23 protein-coding genes are annotated in these 22,344 nt (G+C 71.1%); 17 read left to right on the top strand and 6 right to left on the bottom strand.

What is annotated here, in order from left to right; genetic code table 11:
- Window positions 1–31 precede the first annotated feature (31 nt).
- Complete coding sequence (locus ASC82_RS16105; protein WP_079039285.1) at window positions 32–1,156, bottom strand: YihY/virulence factor BrkB family protein; 1,125 nt, start codon at window positions 1,154–1,156, stop codon at window positions 32–34.
- A 17-nt stretch (window positions 1,157–1,173) separates the two neighbouring features.
- On the opposite strand from ASC82_RS16105, the gene ASC82_RS16110 reads away from it, so the two are divergent.
- The 17 genes from ASC82_RS16110 (at window position 1,174) to ASC82_RS16185 (ending at window position 17,860) form a co-directional block, all read left to right on the top strand.
- Complete coding sequence (locus tag ASC82_RS16110; RefSeq protein WP_056647837.1) at window positions 1,174–2,862, top strand: acyl-CoA dehydrogenase family protein; 1,689 nt, start codon at window positions 1,174–1,176, stop codon at window positions 2,860–2,862.
- Window positions 2,863–3,215: 353 nt separating this feature from the next.
- Entirely contained in the window at window positions 3,216–4,517 is a 1,302-nt protein-coding gene (locus tag ASC82_RS16115) for a helix-turn-helix domain-containing protein (protein WP_056647840.1), read from the top strand.
- Window positions 4,518–4,603: 86 nt separating this feature from the next.
- On the top strand, window positions 4,604–5,710 hold the full coding sequence (locus ASC82_RS16120) for a hypothetical protein (RefSeq protein WP_056647843.1): 1,107 nt from the start codon (window positions 4,604–4,606) through the stop codon (window positions 5,708–5,710).
- Between the two features lie 108 nt (window positions 5,711–5,818).
- Window positions 5,819–6,388 (top strand): GNAT family N-acetyltransferase, encoded by a 570-nt coding sequence (locus ASC82_RS16125; protein ID WP_056647846.1) that lies wholly within the window; start codon window positions 5,819–5,821, stop codon window positions 6,386–6,388.
- 144 nt (window positions 6,389–6,532) lie between these two features.
- Entirely contained in the window at window positions 6,533–6,616 is an 84-nt protein-coding gene (locus ASC82_RS31465) for a putative leader peptide (RefSeq protein ID WP_312846743.1), read from the top strand.
- Window positions 6,617–6,742: 126 nt separating this feature from the next.
- Window positions 6,743–8,440 carry a nitrite/sulfite reductase gene (locus ASC82_RS16130; RefSeq protein WP_056647848.1) on the top strand — a complete coding sequence of 566 codons (1,698 nt, stop codon included), beginning with the start codon at window positions 6,743–6,745 and terminating at the stop codon, window positions 8,438–8,440.
- Entirely contained in the window at window positions 8,437–8,616 is a 180-nt protein-coding gene (locus ASC82_RS16135) for a hypothetical protein (RefSeq protein ID WP_024757672.1), read from the top strand. The genes ASC82_RS16130 and ASC82_RS16135 overlap by 4 nt, the downstream gene beginning before the upstream one ends.
- Window positions 8,613–9,329 carry a phosphoadenylyl-sulfate reductase gene (locus tag ASC82_RS16140; RefSeq protein ID WP_056647851.1) on the top strand — a complete coding sequence of 239 codons (717 nt, stop codon included), beginning with the start codon at window positions 8,613–8,615 and terminating at the stop codon, window positions 9,327–9,329. Before ASC82_RS16135 ends, ASC82_RS16140 begins: the two co-directional genes overlap by 4 nt.
- Window positions 9,329–9,907 carry an adenylyl-sulfate kinase gene (cysC, locus tag ASC82_RS16145; protein WP_056647853.1) on the top strand — a complete coding sequence of 193 codons (579 nt, stop codon included), beginning with the start codon at window positions 9,329–9,331 and terminating at the stop codon, window positions 9,905–9,907. Before ASC82_RS16140 ends, cysC begins: the two co-directional genes overlap by 1 nt.
- On the top strand, window positions 9,904–10,839 hold the full coding sequence (gene cysD / locus ASC82_RS16150) for a sulfate adenylyltransferase subunit CysD (RefSeq protein ID WP_056647856.1): 936 nt from the start codon (window positions 9,904–9,906) through the stop codon (window positions 10,837–10,839). The genes cysC and cysD overlap by 4 nt, the downstream gene beginning before the upstream one ends.
- 2 nt (window positions 10,840–10,841) lie before the next feature.
- On the top strand, window positions 10,842–12,191 hold the full coding sequence (locus ASC82_RS16155; RefSeq protein ID WP_056647859.1) for a GTP-binding protein: 1,350 nt from the start codon (window positions 10,842–10,844) through the stop codon (window positions 12,189–12,191).
- A 205-nt stretch (window positions 12,192–12,396) separates the two neighbouring features.
- Window positions 12,397–13,506: an aliphatic sulfonate ABC transporter substrate-binding protein gene (locus tag ASC82_RS16160; RefSeq protein WP_056647862.1), complete on the top strand. Its 1,110-nt coding sequence runs from the start codon at window positions 12,397–12,399 to the stop codon at window positions 13,504–13,506.
- Window positions 13,507–13,564: 58 nt separating this feature from the next.
- Window positions 13,565–14,359 carry an ABC transporter ATP-binding protein gene (locus tag ASC82_RS16165; protein ID WP_056647864.1) on the top strand — a complete coding sequence of 265 codons (795 nt, stop codon included), beginning with the start codon at window positions 13,565–13,567 and terminating at the stop codon, window positions 14,357–14,359.
- On the top strand, window positions 14,346–15,239 hold the full coding sequence (locus ASC82_RS16170; RefSeq protein WP_056647865.1) for an ABC transporter permease: 894 nt from the start codon (window positions 14,346–14,348) through the stop codon (window positions 15,237–15,239). The genes ASC82_RS16165 and ASC82_RS16170 overlap by 14 nt, the downstream gene beginning before the upstream one ends.
- A gap of 7 nt (window positions 15,240–15,246) precedes the next feature.
- Window positions 15,247–15,990 (top strand): sirohydrochlorin chelatase, encoded by a 744-nt coding sequence (locus ASC82_RS16175; RefSeq protein ID WP_056647867.1) that lies wholly within the window; start codon window positions 15,247–15,249, stop codon window positions 15,988–15,990.
- A 199-nt stretch (window positions 15,991–16,189) separates the two neighbouring features.
- Window positions 16,190–16,672: a hypothetical protein gene (locus tag ASC82_RS16180; protein ID WP_056647869.1), complete on the top strand. Its 483-nt coding sequence runs from the start codon at window positions 16,190–16,192 to the stop codon at window positions 16,670–16,672.
- Window positions 16,673–17,209: 537 nt separating this feature from the next.
- A complete protein-coding gene (locus tag ASC82_RS16185) occupies window positions 17,210–17,860 on the top strand; it encodes a hypothetical protein (RefSeq protein ID WP_157863468.1) in 651 nt (216 codons plus the stop codon).
- A gap of 12 nt (window positions 17,861–17,872) precedes the next feature.
- Here the strand turns inward: ASC82_RS16185 and ASC82_RS16190 are convergent, their stop codons facing one another.
- The 5 genes from ASC82_RS16190 to ASC82_RS16210 all read right to left on the bottom strand — a co-directional run bounded on the left by ASC82_RS16190 (window position 17,873) and on the right by ASC82_RS16210 (window position 22,344).
- On the bottom strand, window positions 17,873–18,499 hold the full coding sequence (locus ASC82_RS16190) for a DsbA family protein (RefSeq protein WP_056647874.1): 627 nt from the start codon (window positions 18,497–18,499) through the stop codon (window positions 17,873–17,875).
- A 74-nt stretch (window positions 18,500–18,573) separates the two neighbouring features.
- Window positions 18,574–19,128, bottom strand: coding sequence for a DUF1697 domain-containing protein (locus ASC82_RS16195; protein ID WP_056647877.1), 555 nt, complete (start codon window positions 19,126–19,128; stop codon window positions 18,574–18,576).
- 140 nt (window positions 19,129–19,268) lie between these two features.
- Entirely contained in the window at window positions 19,269–20,564 is a 1,296-nt protein-coding gene (locus ASC82_RS16200; protein WP_056647884.1) for an extracellular solute-binding protein, read from the bottom strand.
- Window positions 20,561–21,403: a carbohydrate ABC transporter permease gene (locus ASC82_RS16205; RefSeq protein ID WP_056647887.1), complete on the bottom strand. Its 843-nt coding sequence runs from the start codon at window positions 21,401–21,403 to the stop codon at window positions 20,561–20,563. Before ASC82_RS16205 ends, ASC82_RS16200 begins: the two co-directional genes overlap by 4 nt.
- Window positions 21,400–22,344: a sugar ABC transporter permease gene (locus ASC82_RS16210; RefSeq protein ID WP_056647890.1), complete on the bottom strand. Its 945-nt coding sequence runs from the start codon at window positions 22,342–22,344 to the stop codon at window positions 21,400–21,402. Before ASC82_RS16210 ends, ASC82_RS16205 begins: the two co-directional genes overlap by 4 nt.

Raw genomic sequence — 22,344 nt, forward strand, 5'->3', positions numbered from 1 at the left:
CTTCGAGCCTACGTCGGGGCGACGCGGCGGCTCATTCCTTCTCCCACCCCGAATGGATGCGCGACTTCACGTCGTCCGGGGGCAGGAACTTGGACCAGCGCTCGGGGAACTCGGAGGGCATGTCCGGGTCGTCCTCGTCGACGTCGTCGGCCTCGGCGCGGACGCGGGCGACGAGTTCGGCGGCCTGGACGGCGCGGGCCCGCTCGTTGGCCTCGCGGGCGGCGGCGGTGGCGACGGAGGGCCAGACGCGGTCGATGGCGGCGTTCACCGCGGCGCCGACGAGGACCGCGAAAGCGGAGATGCCGATCCAGAGGAGGACGGCGATGGGCGCGGCCAGGGAGCCGTAGATGGTCGGGCCCTCGACCTGGCTCGTGAGGTAGATGCGGAGCAGGAAGCTGCCGAGGACCCACATGCCGAGGGCGACGAGCGCGCCGGGGATGTCCTCGATCCACGGCGATCTGACGGGTACGGACACGTGGTAGAGCGTCGTGAGGAAGGCGATGGAGAGCAGGATGACGGCCGGCCAGTACAGGACGGCGACGACCTCCGTCCCCCAGGGCACCAGTTCGACGACCCGGTCGGGGCCGACGACGGCGAGGGGCAGCACGACGGCGCCGATGATCAGGGCCACGATGTAGAGCAGGAAGGCCAGAAGCCGGGTCTTGACGATGCCGCGGTGGCCGTCGAGTCCGTACATGACGGTGATGGTGTCGATGAAGACGTTCACCGCGCGCGAGCCGGACCAGAGGGCGATGGCGAAGCCGAGGGAGATCAGTTCGGGGCGTTTGCCCTTGGTGACGTCGTCGAGGATCGGTTTGGCGATGTCCTCGACCCCCCTGTCGGAGAGGACCGTTCCGGCAGCGCGGAGGATGTTCTCCTGAATGCTCGCCACGGTGTCCGTGTTCGTCCAGTCGTCGGCGTAGCCGAGGAGGGCGATCAGGCCGAGGAGCAGCGGCGGCAGCGACAGCAGCGTGAAGAACGCGGCCTCGGCGGCGAGGCCGAGGATCCGGTACTCGATGCACGAGTTGACGGTGTCCTTGACGAGGAGCCACACCATCTTCCGCTTGGAGACGTTGCGGTAGAGGACGCGCGCCCGGTGGAGCCTGCTCCAGGGCCGCCGCTCGGGCCGATCGGGTGTTTCGCTTGCTGCCTGCACCTGCTTACCGTATCGGCATGGCAGCGAGCACCCACACCGTGACCAACCAGGCTCCGCCCCTGGTGGGATACGACGTCTTCGCAGGCGATCGGACGCTGGCGGAGGCGGTCGATCGGCACCTCGCGCCCGAGGTCCTGGCGGAGGCCCGCGAGGAGCTGAGCCTGCTGGGCAGGGCGGCGGGGTCCGAGCAGGTCAGGGAGTGGGGCGAGCTCGCGAACACGAACCCGCCGCGGCTGCGGACCCACGACCGGTACGGGAACCGGATCGACGAGGTCGACTTCCACCCGGCCTGGCACCGGCTGCTCGGCAAGTCCGTGGGGGCCGGGCTGACCGACGCGTGGGGCCGTCCGGGTGGTCATGTCCGGCGGGCCGCCGGGCTCCTGGTGGTGTCGCAGGCGGAGGCGGGGCACGTCTGTCCGCTGTCGATGACGCACGCGTCGGTGCCCGCGCTGCGCGCCGAGCCGGAGCTCGCGGAGGTGTGGGAGCCGGCGGCGACCTCGCACGTGTACGAGCGGGGGCTGCGTCCCGTGTCCGAGAAGCCGGGCGCCCTGCTGGGGATGGCGCTGACGGAGAAGCAGGGCGGCAGCGACGTCCGGGCGAACACGACGGAGGCGCGTCCGCTGGCGGCCGACGGGGAGTACGTCCTGACGGGGCACAAGTGGTTCTGTTCGGCGCCGATGTCGGACGCCTTCCTGGTCCTGGCACAGGCCCCGGCGGGGCTGACCTGCTTCCTGCTCCCCCGGGTCCTGCCCGACGGCTCGCGCAACGCGTTCGCGATCCAGCGGCTGAAGGACAAGCTGGGCAACCGCTCGAACGCCTCCGCCGAGGTGGAGTTCGACGGGACGACGTGGGCGCGCCGGGTCGGCGAGGAGGGGCGCGGGGTCCGGGCGGTCATCGGCATGGTCGCGGCGACGCGGCTCGACTGCGTGCTCGGCTCGGCGGCGCTGATGCGGCAGGCGGTGGCGCAGGCCGTGCACCACTGCGCGTACCGCGAGGCCTTCGGCGGGGTGCTGATCGAGAAGCCGCTCATGCGGAACGTCCTCGCCGATCTGGCCTTGGAGTCGGAGGCGGCGACGGTCCTGGCCATGCGGCTCGCGGCAGCCTACGACGCCGTCGAAGGCGCCACCGCAACCGACGCCGCCGGCGAGACCGGCGACAGCAACCACGCCGAGCGTGAGCGCGCCTTCCTCCGTATCGCCGTGCCGGCGGCGAAGTACTGGGTGACGAAGCGGTGTACGCCGGTGGTGGCGGAGGCACTGGAGTGCCTGGGCGGCAACGGGTACGTGGAGGAGTCGGGGCTGCCGCGGCTGTTGCGGGAGTCGCCGCTCAACTCGGTCTGGGAGGGCTCGGGGAACGTCCAGGCGCTCGACGTGCTGCGGGCGCTGCGGACCGAGCCCGCCTCCTTCGACGCCTTCCTGCGGGAGGTGGGGGCGGCGCGGGGCGCGGACCACCGGCTCGACCGGGCGATCCGGGACCTGCTGGTCGAACTGGCCGATCTGGACGGGATCGAGGCGCGGGCGCGACGGCTCGTCGAGCGGATGGCGCTGGTGCTGCAGGGCGCGCTGCTGGTGCGGTGGGCGCCGCCGGAGGTGGCGGACGCGTTCTGCGCGTCGCGGCTCGGCGGGGACGGGGGGTCGACGTTCGGGACGCTGGCGCACACGCTGGACCTGCGGGCGGTGGTGGAGCGGGCGCGGGTGACGGTCTGAAGGCCGTTTCGAGGGCCGTTCCGAGTGTCGTTCCGAGGGACCGTACGTACCTCTGCGCGTCCGTACGTCTACATGTCCGTACGTCGGGAAGTTGAGCCGCGCGCACCAGGGGTGGACCCGTCAAGGTCGGTACGCGCGGAAAAGCGGGGGTGGTGCTGCGCCGACACGGCACCACCCGCCGCTCACACCACCCTCACGCACGTTGCCGGTAGGTCGCCAGAGTTGCAAAGGGTTGCAGGATTACCCGAACCGGGCCGCGCCGGGCGGCCCCGAACGGCACGATGGGCAGCGACACTCCGGACATCTGCCCAGTGCAGAACCGATACAGCACCACGGGTGGCTGGGAGAGACCGATGAAGAACACGCAGCTCGACATGAAGCGGCTGGCCGCCATGGACGCCGCCCAGGCCGCCCGGCTGCTCCACCGCGTCCGCGACGAGACCCTCGCGGGCCGTACGCCGCCGATCGCGCCCCGCGCGGTCATCGACGCGTCCTGGCAGCGGATGGCCCGGCTGGGGCTCGACCCCGACCAGGGCACGAGCAGCGTGCTGCTCCAGCGGGACGAGCTGGAACAGCGGCGCAGGAGCACGCTCCTGTCCGAGGTGATGCAGACCCTCAGCGGCGGACTCGCCGGCATCGCCGACACCTCCCTCCAGATCATGGTGGTCACCGACGAGAGCGGCCGGGTGCTGTGGCGTCAGGGGAACCTCGCGGTGCTGCGCCAGGCGAACGGCATCTGCCTGGAGGAGGGCGCGGCCTGGACCGAGCACACGACCGGGACGAACGCCGTCGGCACGGCGCTCGCGATGGGCCGGGCCGTGCAGGTGCACTCCGCCGAGCACTACGTACAGGCGCTGCACAACTGGACCTGCGCCGCCGCGCCCGTGCACGATCCGCGCGACCAGCGGCTCCTGGGCATCCTCGACGTGAGCGGACCGGCGTCCAGCTTCCATCCGGCGATGCTGGCCCTCGTCGCCTCGGTCGCCCAGCTCGCCGAGGCCGAGATGCGGGAGCGGCACCGGCGGTCGGTCGAGCGGCTGCGGGCCGTGGCCGCGCCGATCCTGTGCCGGGTGGGCGGGCGGGCCGTGGCGGTCGACGTCCACGGCTGGACGGCGGCGGTGACCGGTCTCGCGCCGGTGGACCGGATCCCGCTGCCCAAGTCCTTCCGCGCGGGCCGGGTGTGGCTGCCCTCGCTCGGCGTGTGCGCGGTGGAGCCGCTGCCCGGCGGCTGGCTGCTGCGGGTCGAGGAGGAGGCCCGGCCGGTGGACCCCGGCGCGGCCGCGGCGAGCCGCGTGGTCCTCGACCTGAGCCGGCCGCGCCGCTGGACGGTGGACGTCTCGGGGGAGGCGGGCAGCTGGCAGCAGGAGCTCAGCCCCCGGCATGCGGAGCTCCTCTATGTCCTGGCACTCCACCGCGACGGCCGGACGGCGGCGGAGCTGGCGGACGACGTGTTCGGGGACCGTACGAGAACGGTGACCGTCCGGGCCGAGATGTCCCGGGTACGCCGCAACCTGGCGGGCGTCCTGGCACACCGCCCGTACCGCTTCCGCGAGGAGGTCGCCGTGGAGATCCTCCGCCCGGAACGCCCGGCGGACCTGCTGCCCCACTCCACGGCCCCGGCCGTCAGTGCGGCACGGACGGCCGGGGACGCGTAAGGCGTAGGGGGTGGCCCCATGAGAAAACGTGTTGGCCGACCTTCGGCGACCTGCGAAAATCCGCCTGTTGCCCAGGCGGAGGACATTTGTTCGTTTTCGTGTGTGCGGGGTGCGGCTCCGAGCTGACCGCCCCGCTGTCTCAGGTCTCGCTGCCGATCCACGCCCGTCAGAAGTACGGGAACGCGGCCCAGCTTCCGGTGCTCATGGAGTCGGGGACGTTCGCCGTGGACCCGGATCCCTGGGGTGGGCCGTGGCGGATGTGGGACGAGATCGATCCGGGTGAGGCGGAGGCACGGGGCATCCACGCGCCGGTCCGCTGCCTGTCCGACGGCACGCCCGGGGCGAGTGTCATCGCGCCCGGTGACATCCGTGGAACCCGGCTGATCCCCGAGACGCGCAGCATCGCCTGCTGTGGCCTCGACGGGGCCGACGGGCCCAACATGGCCTGCGGGACGTGCGATCTGCCCGTGGCGGCCAGGATCGACGACTGCTCGCTCTGGCAGGCGGTGCGGCTCAGCCCGGACGCGGTGCGCCGCGTGCCCGTCGACGGTGTCCCCGCCGCACCCCTCTCCTGGGCGGAACTGGCGGAGGAAGGGGAGAAGACGCCTCCCTTCGAGCCGATCGCCACGTGGGCGGGGCCGTCCGTGGGGTCGGAACACTCCTGGTCGTGGAGTCCGCAGTGGGAGGCGGCAGCCGGCCACGCGCTCGCCCACCTGCTGGTCGCCTCCCAGGGACAGCCGGTGGAGGTCCCGGGCGGTCTGACCGCGGACGTGTTCCAGCAAGCGCTCGACGCCCTGCTGCCCGCGGGTCCCCCGAAGCGCGCCGTCCTGGCCGGACCGGGGCGGCCCTCCCCCGACGCGGGCGCCGACATCCTCCTCGTACCGGTCCATCCCCGGACAGGCGAGACCTGGAGCCCCGTCGGCCCGTCCGCGTCGGCGTACCGGGTGCCCCTGCCGCTGGGGGTGTGGCTGTGGCTGGACTCTCCCCAGCCGCCCCTTCCTCTTCCCTCGACGGGCCGCCTCCCCCTGGACGTCCTCCGTGACGACCCCCTCCCGCTGCTCCCCCTCCACCGGTTCCGGGCCGACTCGGGAACGTTCCAGCACACCCTGGTCCGGCTGCCGGCCGCTCGCAGCCCCTGGCTGCGCGCGATCCTCGCGGACCTCGCGCAGGGCGCCTTGAACGACCCCTTCTAGACGTCCCGCCATCGCACCGTCCCACTCCTTGGACATCCTGCCCACCGAGCGGCGGGGAAGCGGCGCCCCCGGTCGACTCCCCGCGCGGGCTCGTGATGCCATGAGCCCATGCACATCACGCTCACCACCTGGTCCCTCGAACAGACCTCGCCGTCCGATCTCCGCCCCGCCCGCACCCCGGAGGGCGACGACATCACGATCGCCCGGGCCGCGGTGCCCTCGGCGGAGTACAGCCGCTTCCTCTATACGGCGGTCGGCGGCGACATCCGCTGGAACGACCGCCTGCCGCTCACGTACAAGCAGTGGCAGGAGATCGTCGAGAAGCCGGGTGCCGAGATATGGGTGGCGTACGACCGGGGGACGCCGGCCGGGTACGTGGAGCTCGACCCGCAGCCCGACGGTGTCGTGGAGATCGTCTACTTCGGCCTGATCCCGGCCTTCCGGGGACGCGGGATCGGCGGTCACCTCCTCTCCGAGGGCGTGCGGCGCGCCTGGGACCTGGCCGAGCGGTGGCCCGAGCGCGAGGCCACGAAGCGCGTGTGGCTGCACACCTGCTCGCTCGACGGCCCGCACGCGATGGCGAACTACGAGCGGCGCGGCTTCCGGCTCTTCGACACGAAGGTGGAGGAGGTCGAGGAGTCGGAGACCCCCGGCCCCTGGCCCGGCGCCCACGCCTGAGGCACGTACTCACCTCGGGAAAGGGGCCCCCTCGGGGGCCCCTTTCGCGTGACCCACGACACAGCGTCTCGCAGAACGAGACACCAATGTCCATATAGCGGACGATGCTGGACTGAGTCCAAAGTCCCGTGACACGCTTCCGTCATGTCTGGAACTGGAACTGCCTTGGTGAGTCGGCGGCACGTCGACCTCGGCCGCATGTCCAGCGCCATCTGTCCGGCGCGCTGAGACCACCAGCACCGCCGCGATATCTCTTCTGCCCGACCCTGCTGCGCACTGACGCGCCACCCTCTGACCTCAGCGCGAGTGTGCAGGTCAGAGCCGCCCTCTCGCAGTCCCGAAGGACAAAACGCCATGGCCGCCACCCCGGAAAACCCCACACCCGCCGCCGCACGCCGCAAGACCGGGCGCCACCGTGGCGAGGGTCAGTGGGCCGTGGGGCACTTCACCCCGCTGAACGGCAATGAGCAGTTCAAGAAGGACGACGACGGTCTCAATGTGCGGACACGCATTGAGACGGTCTACTCGAAGCGCGGTTTCGACTCCATCGACCCCAACGACCTGCGCGGCCGCATGCGCTGGTGGGGCCTCTACACCCAGCGCAAGCAGGGTCTGGACGGCACCAAGACGGGCGTCCTGGAGCCGGAGGAGCTGGACGACGAGTACTTCATGCTCCGGGTCCGCATCGACGGCGGCCGGCTGACCACGCAGCAGCTCCGGGTGATCGGTGAGATCTCCGAGGAGTTCGCGCGCGGCACGGCCGACATCACCGACCGGCAGAACGTCCAGTACCACTGGATCCGCATCGAGGACGTCCCCGAGATCTGGAACCGCCTGGAGGCGGTCGGCCTGTCGACCACCGAGGCCTGCGGCGACACCCCGCGCGTCGTCCTCGGCTCGCCCGTGGCCGGGATCGCCGAGGACGAGATCATCGACGGCACGCCCGCCATCGACGAGATCTACCGGCGGATCGTGGGCAACAAGGACTTCTCCAACCTGCCCCGCAAGTTCAAGTCCGCGATCTCCGGCTCGCCGCTGCTCGACGTGGCGCACGAGATCAACGACATCGCGTTCGTCGGCGTGCGCCACCCGGAGCACGGCCCCGGCTTCGACGTGTGGGTCGGCGGCGGTCTGTCCACCAACCCCAAGCTCGGCGTCCGGCTCGGCACCTGGGTCTCGCTCGACGAGGTCCCGGACGTGTACGAGGGCGTCATCTCGATCTTCCGCGACTACGGCTACCGCCGGCTGCGCAACCGCGCCCGGCTGAAGTTCCTCGTCGCCGACTGGGGCCCGGAGAAGTTCCGCCAGGTCCTCGAGGACGAGTACCTCAAGCGCAAGCTCTCGGACGGCCCCGCCCCCGAGCAGCCGGCCGGCCAGTGGCGTGACCACGTCGGTGTGCACCGGCAGAACGACGGCCGGTTCTACGTCGGTTTCGCGCCGCGCGTCGGCCGGGTCGACGGCGCCACCCTGACGAAAATCGCCGAGATCGCCGAGGCCCACGGCTCGGGCCGCGTCCGCACCACCGCCGAGCAGAAGATGCTCGTCCTCGACGTCGAGGAGGCGCAGGTCGAGGGGATCGTCTCCGCCCTGGAGTCGCTGGACCTGCGGGTCACCCCCTCGCCGTTCCGGCGCGGCACGATGGCCTGCACCGGCATCGAGTTCTGCAAGCTCGCGATCGTCGAGACGAAGGGCCGCGGCGCCTCGCTCATCGACGAACTGGAGCGCCGGGTCCCGGACTTCGACGAGCCGCTGACGATCAACATCAACGGCTGCCCGAACGCCTGCGCCCGCATCCAGGTCGCGGACATCGGCCTCAAGGGCCAGCTGGTCCTGGACGACGACGGCAACCGCGTCGAGGGCTACCAGGTCCACCTGGGCGGCGCGCTCGGCCTGGAGGCCGGCTTCGGCCGCAAGGTCCGCGGCCTCAAGGTCACCGCGGCCGAGCTCCCCGACTACGTGGAGCGGGTCCTCAAGCGCTTCCAGGCGGAGCGCGAGGACGGCGAGCGCTTCGCGACCTGGACGGCCCGCGCCTCCGAGGAGTCGCTGTCATGAGCGAGCGAGCCGCGCCGTTCCACTGCCCCTACTGCGGGGACGAGGACCTGCGCCCCAACGAGCAGGGTCACGGCGCCTGGGAATGCGCCGCGTGCAGCCGAGCCTTCCAGTTGAAGTTCCTGGGGCTGCTCGCCCCGGGCACTTCGGGCAACACCCCTGGGAGGGAACAGATATGACGGTCACCCAGATCGATCAGGACGCCACCGCGGCCGACCTCAAGGCACTCGCCGAGCAGGCCGGCCGTGACCTGGAGGACGCCTCGCCGCTGGAGATCCTCCGGTGGGCGGTCGACACCTTCGGTGCGCGGTTCTGCGTCACCTCCTCCATGGAGGACGCGGTCGTCGCCCACCTGGCCTCGCGGGTCCGGCCCGGTGTGGACGTCGTCTTCCTCGATACGGGCTACCACTTCGAGGAGACCATCGGCACCCGGGACGCCGTCGACGCCGTCATGGACGTCAACGTCATCACCCTGACGCCTCGTCAGACCGTGGCCGAGCAGGACGCCGAGTACGGCGCGAAGCTGCACGACCGCGACCCCGACCTGTGCTGCGCGCTGCGCAAGGTCAAGCCGCTGGAGGAGGGCCTGACCGCGTACAGCGCGTGGGCCACCGGCCTGCGCCGCGACGAGTCCCCGACCCGGGCGAACACCCCGGTCGTCGGCTGGGACGAGAAGCGGCGGAAGGTCAAGGTCTCCCCCATCGCCCGCTGGACGCAGGACGACGTCGACGCGTACGTCATGGAGCACGGTGTCCTCACCAACCCGCTCCTGACGGACGGTTACGCCTCCGTCGGCTGCGCCCCCTGCACCCGCCGGGTCCTGGAGGGCGAGGACGCCCGCGCCGGACGCTGGGCGGGCCGCGGCAAGACCGAGTGCGGGCTGCACGGCTGATGACCCCCACCCCTCAGACCTCCCACACCTCCCAGGAGATCCACGTGACCGGTGCCACCACCTGGCTCACCGGCCTGCCGAGCGCCGGAAAGACCACCATCGCGTACGAGCTGGCCGGCCGCCTCCGCGAGGAAGGCCACCGCGTCGAGATCCTCGACGGCGACGAGATCCGCGAGTTCCTCTCCGCGGGCCTCGGCTTCACCCGCGAGGACCGGCACACCAACGTGCAGCGCATCGGCTTCGTCGCCGAACTGCTCGCCTCGCACGGCGTGCAGGTCCTGGTGCCCGTCATCGCCCCGTACGCCGACAGCCGCGAGGCGGTCCGCAAGCGCCACGCCGCCGAGGGCACCGCCTTCGTCGAGGTGCACGTGGCCACCCCCGTCGAGGTCTGCTCGGTCCGCGACGTGAAGGGTCTCTACGCCAAGCAGGCCGCCGGCGAGATCAGCGGCCTGACCGGCGTCGACGACCCGTACGAGGCCCCCGAGACGCCCGATCTCCGGATCGAGTCCCAGAACCAGACCGTGCAGGAGTCCGCGGCACAGCTCCACGCGCTGCTCACCGAGAGGGGTCTGCTGTGACCACCGTCGTCAACGTCCACGAGGCGACCGACAGCCCGTTCGCGCTGTCGCACCTCGACTCCCTGGAGTCGGAGGCCGTCCACATCTTCCGCGAGGTGGCGGGCGAGTTCGAGCGGCCGGTGATCCTCTTCTCCGGCGGCAAGGACTCCATCGTCATGCTGCACCTGGCGCTGAAGGCCTTCGCTCCGGCGCCGGTCCCCTTCACGCTGCTGCACGTCGACACCGGGCACAACTTCCCCGAGGTCCTGGAGTACCGCGACCGCGTCGTCGCCGAGCACGGCCTGCGGCTGCACGTCGCCTCCGTGCAGGAGTACATCGACGCGGGCAAGCTCCGCGAGCGCCCGGACGGCACCCGCAACCCGCTGCAGACCGTCCCGCTCACCGAGGCGATCCAGCAGCACCGCTTCGACGCCGTCTTCGGCGGCGGCCGCCGCGACGAGGAGAAGGCCCGCGCCAAGGAGCGCGTCTTCTCCCTGCGCGACGAGTTCTCCCAGTGGGACCCGCGCCGCCAGCGCCCCGAGCTGTGGCAGCTCTACAACGGCCGCCACGCCCCCGGCGAGCACGTCCGCGTCTTCCCGCTCTCCAACTGGACCGAGCTGGACGTCTGGCAGTACATCGCCCGCGAGGGCATCGAACTGCCGGAGATCTACTTCGCGCACGAGCGCGAGGTCTTCGCACGGAGCGGCATGTGGCTGACCGCCGGCGAGTGGGGCGGCCCCAAGGACACCGAGACGGTCGAGAAGCGGCTCATCCGCTACCGCACCGTCGGTGACATGTCCTGCACCGGTGCCGTCGACTCCGACGCCACCACGCTCGACGCCGTCATCGCCGAGATCGCCGCCTCCCGCCTCACCGAGCGGGGCGCGACCCGCGCCGACGACAAGATGTCCGAGGCCGCGATGGAAGACCGCAAGCGCGAAGGGTACTTCTAGCCATGACGAGCACGACCGAGCAGTTCGCCGAGTTCGCCGACGTCTCGGCGACCACCCTGCTGCGCTTCGCCACCGCCGGCTCCGTCGACGACGGCAAGTCCACGCTGGTGGGCCGCCTCCTGCACGACTCCAAGTCGGTCCTCACCGACCAGCTGGAGGCCGTCGAGGCCGCGTCCATCAAGCGCGGCCAGGAGGCCCCCGACCTGGCGCTCCTCACCGACGGCCTGCGGGCCGAGCGTGAGCAGGGCATCACGATCGACGTGGCCTACCGCTACTTCGCCACCGCCCGCCGCCGGTTCATCCTCGCCGACACCCCCGGGCACGTGCAGTACACCCGGAACATGGTGACCGGCGCGTCGACGGCCGAGCTGGCCGTCGTCCTCGTCGACGCCCGCAACGGCGTCGTCGAGCAGACCCGCCGGCACGCGGCCGTCGCCGCCCTGCTCCGCGTCCCGCACGTGGTCCTGGCCGTGAACAAGATGGACCTGGTCGACTACCAGGAGCCCGTCTTCGCCGCGATCGCCGAGGAGTTCACGACGTACGCCTCCGAGCTCGGCGTCCCGGAGATCACCGCGATCCCGATCTCGGCGCTCGCCGGCGACAACGTCGTGGAGCCGTCCGCGAACATGGACTGGTACGGCGGCCCGACGGTCCTGGAGCACCTGGAGACGGTCCCGGTCAGCCACGACCTGACGGCCTGCCACGCGCGCTTCCCGGTCCAGTACGTGATCCGTCCGCAGACCGCCGAGCACCCCGACTACCGGGGCTACGCCGGTCAGATCGCGGCCGGTGCCTTCCGGGTCGGCGAGCGGATCACCGTCCTGCCGTCGGGGAAGACCTCCACGATCAGCGGGATCGACGCGCTCGGCGAGTCCGTGGACATCGCCTGGGCCCCGCAGTCGGTCACGATCCGGCTCGCCGACGACATCGACATCTCGCGCGGCGACCTGCTCGCCCCGGTCGGTGACGCCCCGGCGACCAGCCAGGACATCGAGGCGACGGTCTGCCACGTGGCGGACCAGCCGCTCGCCGTCGGCCAGCGGGTGCTGCTCAAGCACACGACCCGCACGGTCAAGGCGATCGTCAAGGAGATCCCCTCGCGGCTGACCCTGGACGATCTCTCCCAGCACCCGAACCCCGGGCAGCTGGTGGCCAACGACATCGGCCGGGTCGTCGTGCGCACGGCCGAGCCGCTCGCGCTCGACGCGTACGCGGACTCGCGCCGTACCGGTTCCTTCCTGCTGATCGACCCCGCGGACGGCACCACGCTCGCGGCGGGCATGGCGGGCGAGTCCTTCGCCACCACCAAGGCCGTCGCGGTCGTCGAGGACGAGGAAGGGTGGGACTTCTGATGTTCCGGGACATCTACGCCACCTTCGCCAAGGAGGGTGGACGCGTGGGCGGCGGCACCCTCGGCACGGGCCAGGGAGGTGTGGCGCGATGTTGCGCGTCGTCCTCCACGCACCGCGCGAGCGGTGCGACGCGGCTCCACCCGCTCCACCCCGAACGACATAGACGCAGACTTCGCAGAAGTTGACATCGAGGGGAACACTTCCCGTGCCTGCCACCACCCGTACCACCCTGCGCCGCGGCCTGGCCGCCGCCGCCGCCCTGCCGCTGCTGATCGGCGCACTCGCCTCCTGCGGCTACGGCTCCGAGGCCAAGAACGACGAGAAGAAGGTGGCCGCCGAGGGCAAGAAGCTCTCCGCCGACACCGTACGGCTCGGGTACTTCCCCAACCTCACGCACGCCACCGCGCTGGTGGGTGACCAGGAGGGCCTCCTCCAGAAGGAGCTGGGCGGCACCCTGCTGAAGCCCACCACCTTCAACGCCGGCCCGTCCGAGATCGAGGCCCTCAACGCGGGCTCGATCGACATCGGCTTCATCGGCCCCTCGCCGTCCATCAACGGCTACGTCAAGACCAAGGGCACCAACCTCCGCATCATCGGCGGCTCCGCCTCCGGTGGCGTGAAGCTCGTCGTGAACCCGGCGAAGATCAAGACCCTGGACGACCTCAAGGGCAAGAAGATCGCCACGCCGCAGCTCGGCAACACCCAGGACGTGGCCTTCCTCAACTGGATCTCCGAGAAGGGCTGGAAGGTCGACGCCCAGAGCGGCAAGGGCGACGTCTCCGTGGTCCGCACGGACAACAAGGTGACCCCGAACGCCTACGCCTCCGGCGCCATCGACGGTGCCTGGGTGCCGGAGCCGACCGCGTCGAAGCTGGTCAGCGACGGGGCGAAGGTGCTGATCAACGAGTCCGACATCTGGCCGGACAAGAAGTTCGTCATCACCAACATCATCGTGTCGCAGAAGTTCCTCTCGGCCCACCCGGACGTCGTCGAGGCCTTCCTGCGCGGTGCGGTGAAGACCAACGAGTGGATCAACGCCAACCCGGACAAGGCGAAGGCCTCGGCCAACGCCAAGCTCAAGAAGCTCTCCGGCAAGGCGCTCGGTGACAAGGTGATCGACGCCGCGTGGCCGTCCATCCAGTTCACCAACGACCCGCTGGCGGCCACGCTCCAGGCACAGGCGGACCACGCGGTGAAGGCCGGTCTCCTGGAGAAGCCCGAGCTGTCCGGCATCTACGACCTGAAGCCGCTCAACAAGGTCCTGAAGGCCGCGGGGCAGCCCGAGGTCTCCGACGCCGGTCTCGGCGTCAAGTAACCAGGCGTCAGACACCAGTGCAGCAGCCCGAGTTCAGCTTCACCAGGAGGTGACGACCATGGCCACGACCGCGACGCTCGCCAAGGCCGAGGACCGTGCGGCGGTGACCCATGCCGCCCGTATCGAGCATGTCTCCAAGTCCTTCGGCGGACCCGCCGGCGGGCAGCTCGTCCTCGACGACATCACGCTCGATGTCGCCCCGGGCGAGTTCGTCACCCTCCTGGGCGCCTCGGGCTGCGGCAAGTCCACGCTGCTCAACCTGGTCGCCGGGCTCGACCGGCCGTCCGCGGGGTCCATCGAGACCCCCGGCGGCCGGCCGGCCCTGATGTTCCAGGAGCACGCCCTCTTCCCGTGGCTCACCGCGGGCAAGAACATCGAACTGGCCCTGCGGCTGCGCGGGGTGCCCAAGGCCGAGCGGCGCGAGGAGGCCGAGCGGCTGCTCGACCTCGTCCGGCTCGGCGGCTCGTACGGCAAGCGGGTGCACGAGCTGTCCGGCGGCATGCGCCAGCGGGTCGCCCTGGCCCGCGCGCTCGCCCAGGACAGCGACCTGCTCCTGATGGACGAGCCGTTCGCCGCGCTCGACGCCATCACCAGGGACGTGCTGCACGACGAGCTGACCCGGATCTGGCGCGAGACGAAGCTGTCGGTGCTCTTCGTCACCCACAACGTCCGCGAGGCCGTGCGGCTGGCCGAGCGCGTCGTCCTCCTCTCGTCCCGGCCGGGCCGGATCGCCCACGAGTGGACCATCGACATCCCTCAGCCGCGCCGCATCGAGGACTCCGACGTCGCGGAGCTGTCCCTCGAGATCACCGAGCACCTGCGTGGGGAGATCCGCCGTCATGGCCAGCACTGAAACCAGCCCGAAGGCACCGAAGGCCGACGACCTCGCCGGCCTGGAAGCCGGTCTGGACGCCCTGGACAGCGTGCAGATCCGGCGGACCCCGGTCCGCGAGGTCCTCGTCAAGAAGGTGCTCCCGCCGGTCATCGCGGTCGCGCTGATCCTGGTCGTGTGGCAGCTGCTGGTCTGGGGCAAGGTCACCGACGAGTACAAGCTCCCCGCCCCGTCCGCGGTCTGGGACAGCCTGACCACGATGTGGCTGGAGGGCACGCTCCTCGACGTCCTGTGGACCAGCGTGTCCCGGGCCCTGCTCGGCTTCCTCATGGCGCTCGCCATCGGCACCCCGCTGGGACTGCTGGTCTCCCGGGTGAAGTTCGTGCGCGCGGCGATCGGCCCGATCCTCTCCGGTCTGCAGTCCCTGCCCTCGGTCGCCTGGGTGGCACCCGCCGTCCTGTGGCTCGGCCTCAACGACAGCATGATGTACGCGGTGATCCTGCTGGGCGCCGTCCCCTCGATCGCCAACGGCCTCGTCGCGGGCGTCGACCAGGTCCCGCCGCTCTACCTGCGGGCCGGCCAGACGCTCGGCGCGACCGGTCTCAAGGGCGCCTGGCACATCGTGATGCCGGCCGCGCTCCCCGGCTACCTGGCCGGTCTCAAGCAGGGCTGGGCGTTCTCGTGGCGCTCGCTGATGGCCGCGGAGATCATCGCGTCCTCCCCCGACCTGGGGCTCGGTCTCGGCCAGTTGCTCGAGTACGGCCGCAACAACATCGACATGGCCGGGATCTTCCTCGCGATCATCCTGATCCTGGTCGTCGGCATCGCCATCGACCTGCTGATCTTCAGCCCGCTGGAGCGCACGGTGCTCCGCCGCCGCGGTCTGCTGACGAAGAGCTGAGCCCTCCATGAACCGCACCGTCCTCCTCGTCATCGCCCACGGCAGCCGCGACCCGCGGCACGCGGCGACCGTCCAGGCGCTCGTGCGCCGGGCCGGCGCGCTGCGGCCGGGGCTGCGCGTGGAGACGGCGTTCCTGGACTTCAACCTGCCGTCGGTCACGGGGGTCCTCGACCGGCTCGCCGCCGACGGCGTACGGGACGTGGTGGCGCTGCCGCTGCTGCTCACCCGGGCCTTCCACGCGAAGGCCGACATCCCCGCCGTCCTGCGGCAGGCCCCGCCGTCCCTGCGGATCCGGCAGGCGGAGGTCCTCGGACCCTCCCCCCTGCTCATCGAAGCGGTGGAACGGCGGCTGTACGAGGCCGGGCTCACGCCCGGCGACAAGAGCACGACCGGGGTCGTCCTGGCCTCGGCGGGCTCCAGCGACCCGGAGGCGATCGCGGTGATCGCAGAAACGGCGCGGGAGCTGCGGCGCACCGGTTGGTGCTCCGTGCGGCCCGCGTTCGCCTCCGCATCTCTTCCGCGTACGGAGGAGGCCGTCCGGTCCCTCCGTACCGACCCGGGCGTCCGGCGGGTGGCCGTCGCCCCGTACGTGATCGCCCCGGGCAGGCTCCCGGACCGCATCGCCGCCGGCGCGGCCGAAGCGGACGTCCTGGCGGACGTGCTCGGCCCCTCCCCCGAACTGGCCGCGCTCCTCCTGGAGCGGTACGACGGCGCCCACGCGGCACGCCGGCCGGTCGCCCACAGCGCCTGAGCTCCACCGTCCGGCATGCGGTGACGGAGAACGAATACCGGACGACTGCGCCCCGGAAGCGGAATTCGTAAATCCATAATCCCACCACGCGGAATAGCGGGAAAAGCGCGCCACAAGAACCTCAGATGTTCCTCAACTCCCTTGTTCGGCAACCCGGGAAACCCGGAAGATATTACCGACCGAACAAGAGGGGAAAGAAATGAACATCACGCTTCGCCGGGTCAGTATTTTATCGGCCCCCGCCGTCGTCGCCGCACTGGCGATCGGCACGCTCACCGCTCCGCAGGCCATGGCGGCCGACCGGACCGTCACCGTGAACTGCTCGGCCGCCCTGGGGCCCTCCGCCGACGGCAACGTCCGCACGGTCAGCTACTACGTGGCCAAGACGTCGACCACCTGGAAGCACAAGCAGCGCCTCAACTTCCCGACCAGCCACGGCATCAACAGGACGCGCCGCGACCTGAGCCACGTCACCTACCTCCTGGACGGCACGACGCGCCGGGGGCACGTCGAGGTGAAGAAGAACGAGGTGGCCTGGGACAACAACAGCTGGGGCATCGCGTCCTGGGGCGTGGGCCGTGAGCCGATCACCAAGAAGGGGCGCACCCGCCTCATCAGCCACGGCTGGTACAACATGAACAGCTGGCCGGTCGAGTGCCAGGGCAAGTCCTTCGCCTTCTGACCCACTCCCGCACCAGGTAGCGAGTGAGCGCGGACGGGCCGGCAGGGCCCGTCCGCGCCCGCGGAGGGAACCATGAGATCGCGCACATGCCTGGCGGCCGCCGCCCTGCTGATCGTCCCGGTCCTGGCCGGATGCTCGACAGGCGACGGATCCCCCACCCCGGCGGCCACCGAGGAATCGGCGGAGAACCGGTTCCTCCTCGTCGAGGGCGACACCGCCGGGTACATCACGTTCGACACCGAAAAGGAAATACTCACCGGATTCCGCTCCGACGGCACACGGTCGTGGACCCATTCCGGAAATTTCCCTTCCGATATCCAATGCCTCGACCGATGCCCTGACGCCGTGATCTCCGCACCCGTCTCCGAAAATCCCGGGCAGAAGAAATCACTGGCGATATGGAAGCACCGCGGAGAAACCACCGTGAAGGAATTCGCGAACGGTCGCCTCGATGTGCACTGGAGCTCCGGTCCCGACGACTGGATCGCCACCGTCGGCTCGTCGGTCACCTGGTCGGACGGGGCCAGGAGGCAGTCCTTGAGCCTGCAGGGAGAGCTCAAGGACTCGATGGGCACGCAGTCCGCCGACGGCCGCACTCTGGCGGTGTCGGTGGCCACGGGCGACGAGTCCGCCCCACGCTGGTCCGCCTACCTCTTCGACGTCCCCGGCGGGACGGCCGGCCGGCCCCGGCTCACCGCCGACCGGCTTCCCGGATCCGTCGGCTGCCTCGACCCCGCCGCCGACCGGGCCGCCACCGTGGGCGAGAAGCCGGCCCTCTTCACCCTCGGTTCGGGCCGCAGGGTCCGGGACCTCGGGGACTTCTCCAGCGAGTGCGCCATGTCGCGGAGCGCCACCGTGTTCGGCACCTATTCGGCGGGCCGCGGTCGTGAGGACACCCAGTCCGTCCAGGTGACGGAGAACGCCGGGAGCCGGACGGCCAAGGCGGGCACGTCGAGCGGCGGCGGGCTCGGCGCCACCGGCGGCTGCGGGGTGTTCCTCTCCGAGGGCAGGCTCGCGGCCATGGCGCCGACGGGCACGGTCGAGCGCTCGGAGGTCCCCGCCGTCGGCCTGCGCACGCTGTCCGACGGCGACGTCTACGCCCTCGCCGGGGACGGCACGGTGACCCGGCACCGGGTCGTCGCGACCGGAAGCGACTGCTCGGTCGAACCCTCGGGTTCCGGCCGCTGAGGAGACGGGACGTCAGCCGAAGTCCAGGCCGCCCGTGCGGGTCCTCTTCAGTTCGAAGAAGTCGGGGTGGGCGGCCAGGACGCGGAAGCTGTCGAAGAGTTCGGCGGCCTTCTCGCCGCGCGGGACGGCGCGGAGGACCGGGCCGAACCAGACGGTGCCGTCGACGTGGATCGTCGGGGTGCCGACGTATGCCTCCGCTTCGGGGTCCTTGCCCGTGTCGTGGCTGCGGCGGAGAGGCTCGTCGTACGCCGGGTCGTGGGCGGCGGCGGCGAGTTCGGGCGGGAGGCCGAGTTCGGTGAGGGACTCGGCGATCACGGCGTCGAAGTCCTTCTGCTTCTTCTCGTGGATGCGGGTTCCGTAGGCGGTGTAGAGCGGGCGGAGGATGTCCTCGCCGTGCTGCTCGGCGGCGGCCGCCGCCACGCGTACGGGGCCGATCGAGGCGTCGACGAGCTCGCGGTACCAGTCGGGCAGGGTGTTGCCCTCGTTGTGGAAGTACAGGCTCATGACCTTGAAGCGGAGGTCGATCGGCCGGTGGCGTTCGACTTCCAGCATCCAGCGGGAGGTGATCCAGGCGAAGGGGCAGACGGGGTCGAAGTAGAAGTCGACGGTGGTGCGGGGCGGTGTCGTGGTGCTCGTCATGCAGGTGAATCTAGCCAGGGGGTGGCCCGTCGCCCTGGGCCAATCCGAGGCCCTCGGGGTGGGCCACTTGGGCTTCAGTCCTCGTGGGTCATCTCGATCAGCTTGACCACGGTGTTCCAGTTCCTGGCCGTGGCGACGAGGCCCTTGGTGAGGGACGGGCGGGTCACGACGTCGCCCAGCTTGGACCGCCCGAGGCCGTCGGGGACGTAGAGGTAGAGCACGCGGTCGCCGAGGGCGAACTCCTCCGGCCGGTAGGCCTCCCGGTCGATCGCGGCGAAGCGTTCGGGCTCGGCGGGTCCGGAGTAGTAGATCGCGTGAAGCTGCTTGCCCTCCAGTTCGGCGGCCGGGAAGGGGCAGGCCTCGGCGACGGCCGTGAGGTAGTCGCCGTCGCGGACGAGGCAGTCGACGCGGAAGCCGAAGTGGCGCTCGATCGCGTCTTCGAGCGCGGTCGTGAGCTCGTCCTCGGTGGCGTCCGTGTCCGTGGTGAAGACGGCGTTCCCGCTCTGGAGGTACGTGCGGACGTTCCGGTGGCCGAGGCCTTCCAGGACGGAACGGAGCTCCGCCATGGGCACCTTGCGGTGTCCGCTCACGTTGATGCCGCGGAGGAGGGCCGCGTATGTCGTCGCCATGGGTTCACCTTAGGGCGGCCACCGCGCCTCGTGGGGGGCGGCACGGTGGCCGGTTCGAACACTCGCCGATGGGAGCGATCCGGAGAAGACCCTTCACCCATCTGTGACTTATTCAACAAGGTTTCGTAATCACGAATCCATCATTTGCGCTGATAGCGGGCGAGGACCCGGTTGCCGTCCTCCACCAGCCTCCGGCGCAGTTCGGCGCCGTCGATGGCCCCGCTGTAGTACTCCTGGAAGGCCGGGGTCGCCACCTTGTCCTTCCATTCCGGATAGCCGCGCACGCCCTGCGCGGGAGCCGGCCTCAGCCGCTCGGCGATCTCGGCGCCGGTCGCCCAGCCGTCCCGCGCGGTGTGGAGGGAGGGGTCGGCGAGCGCGGCCGTGCCGGTGGGCAGCATCCAGTCGCCGCGGGCGAGCCGCACCATGTTCTCCGGGCGCAGGAAGAAGTCGAGGAAGGCGGCCGCCTCCTTCTTGTACGGGCTGTCCTCGGCGATCGACAGGGTCTGCGGGGAGACGCCCTGGGCGAGCCCCTCGCTCCCGGCGGGGGCGGGCAGCACCGTCCACTCGAAGCCCTTGGGAGCCTGCTGGGCGATCTGCTGCCGGTAGGCGAAGCCCAGCGGGACCATGGCGTACTTGCCGGCGAAGAAGCCGGGGAGGGTGTCGGAGCCGCCGCTGCCGAGCGTGGTGCGCGGGGCGGTGCGGTCGACGACGACCTGGTCGTGGACGGTGCCGGTGACGACGGCGTCGGCCTCGGTGAAGTCGACGGTGATCCGGCCGTCCGTACCCCGGTGGAAGAGGCTGCCGCCGGCCGAGACGCCGAGGTTGAGGCTGACGGATACGGGCTCCTTGAGCGGCCAGGCGACGGCGTACCGGCCGGGGCCCATGGCGGTGGTGAGGTCGCGGGCGACCTGCCGGAACTCGCTCCAGGTCCAGGGCTTCTCGGGGGTGGGGACGCGGACGCCGGAGGACTCCAGGATCTTCCGGTTGGCGATGATCACGCGGGGTTCCTGGAGGAAGGGGATGCCGTAGATCCCCTCGCCGAAGGTGGTGGTCTCCCAGCTGCGGGCGGGGATGTCGGCGCGCAGCCGCTCGGGCAGCAGCGGGCGCAGATCGGCGAGGTCGCCGCCGTAGGCGAAGTCGCCGAGGTCGTCGGAGGCATCGTGGATGATGTCGGGCGCCTCGCCGCCCTCGAAGGAGGTGAGGAGCTGGTCGTGGACGGAGTCCCAGCTGCCCTGGACGTAGTCGACCTGGACGTCGGGGTGGGTGGCGTTCCACTCCGCCACGAGCTGCTTGTTGGCGTCGACGGACTCCTTCTGCCAGGCGAGGGACTGGAAGCGGAGGCGTACGACGCCGTCGTCGGGCCGCTCGTCGCCGCCTGCGCAGCCGGTGAGGAGCAGGGCGAGCGCGGCGGTCAGGGTGAGGAGGCGTCCTCTCATGACTTCACCGCCCCGGTCAGCATGCCGCCGGTGATCCGGCGTTGGAGGACGGCGAAGACGACGAGGGAGGGCAGGGTGGCGAGGAAGGCCGCGGCGGCCAGCGGGCCGAGGTCGGCGACGCCCTCGGCGCCGAGGAAGTGGGTGAGGACGACCGGCAGGGTCTGCTTCTCGGGGGTCTTGAGCAGGACGAGGGCGAAGAAGAACTCGTTCCAGGCGGTGACGAAGGCGAAGAGGGCGGTGGCGACGACGCCGGGGACGAGCAGCGGGGCGGTGACGGAGACGAGGGTACGGATCCTCCCGGCGCCGTCGACGGCCGCGGCCTCCTCCAGTTCGGCCGGCACGGCCCTGACGTACCCCATGAGCATCCAGAGCGCGAAGGGCAGCGACCACACCACGTAGACCATGACGAGGCCGGGGACGCTGTTGACGAGGTGCAGGTTCTTCAGGATCAGGAAGAGCGGGATGATCACCAGGACGAAGGGGAAGGCCTGGCTGATCACGACCCAGCCGGTGGCCGCGCCGGCGAGCCGGCCCCGGTGGCGGGCGGTCACGTAGGCGAGCGGGGTCGCGACGAGCACGGCGATCAGGGCCGCGGCGAGGGCGGCGACGAGGCTGTTCCCGGCGGCGCTGAGCAGCGGCTGCTCGTCGAAGGCCTGCCGGAAGTTGGCGAGGGTCGGCTCCCGGGGGATCCAGGTGGGGTGGAGCGAGGCCAGCTCGGGGGCGGGCTTGAAGGCGGTGGAGACCAGCCAGAGGAAGGGGAAGGCGAGGAAGACCAGGTAGGCGAGGAGGGCGAGGTACTGGCCGATCCGCGCGGGTCTGCTCGTCCGGAGGGCGCTCACCGGTCCTGGTCCCCTTTCAGCCGTCGTACGAGGGAGAAGGCGATGAGCACCGAGACGGCGGCGACCATGACGCAGCCCATCGCGGCGGCGTAGCCGAACTGGCCGTAGCGGAAGGCCTCCTCGTAGGCGAAGAGCATGGGGAGCCGGGTCCGGCCGCCCGGTCCGCCGTTGGTCAGGACGTAGACCAGGGCGAAGGAGTTGAGGTTCCAGATGAGGTTGAGCGCGGTGATGGCGAGGGCCACGGGTCGCAGCGCGGGCCAGGTCACGGCGCGGAAGCGGCGCCATGCTCCGGCGCCGTCGAGGGCGGCGGCCTCGTGGAGTTCGCGCGGGGTGTTCTGGAGTCCGGCGAGCAGGGCGACGGTGGTCTGCGGCATGCCGGCCCAGACGCCGACGACGATCACGGCGGGCAGGGCGGTGGCGAGCCCGGAGAGCCAGTCGTGGCCCTGGCCGAGGCCGAGGTCGCGGAGGGTCTCGTTGAGGATGCCCGCGTCGGGGTTGTAGACGAGCCGCCACATGATGCCGACGACGACCTCGGGCATCGCCCAGGGGACGATCGCGAGCGCCCGCGCCAGCCAGCGGAAGCGGAGCTTCTGGTTGAGGAGGAGGGCGAGGCCGAGGGCGAGCAGGAACTGGGGGACGGTGACTCCGACGGCCCAGAGCAGGCCGATGCGGAAGGAGTCCCAGAAGAGGGTGTCGTGGAGGAGGTCCTGGAAGTTGAGGGCGCCGATCCAGCGGGTCTCCTGGGTGCGGCCGGACTGCGCGTCGGTGAAGGCGAGCGCGATGCCGTAGAGGAGCGGGCCGACGCTGAGGACGAGGATCGGCAGGAGCGCCGGGAGCACCAGGAACCAGGCGCCGAAGTCGGGTCCCCTGGGGCGTGCCGTGCGGACGGTCCGCGGTGTCCGCGTCCCGCCGGGCCGCTTCGTCGCGGTCACCGAGCTCAT

This window comes from Streptomyces sp. Root431 (assembly GCF_001426585.1).
Classification (GTDB): Bacteria; Actinomycetota; Actinomycetes; order Streptomycetales; family Streptomycetaceae; genus Streptomyces; species Streptomyces stackebrandtii.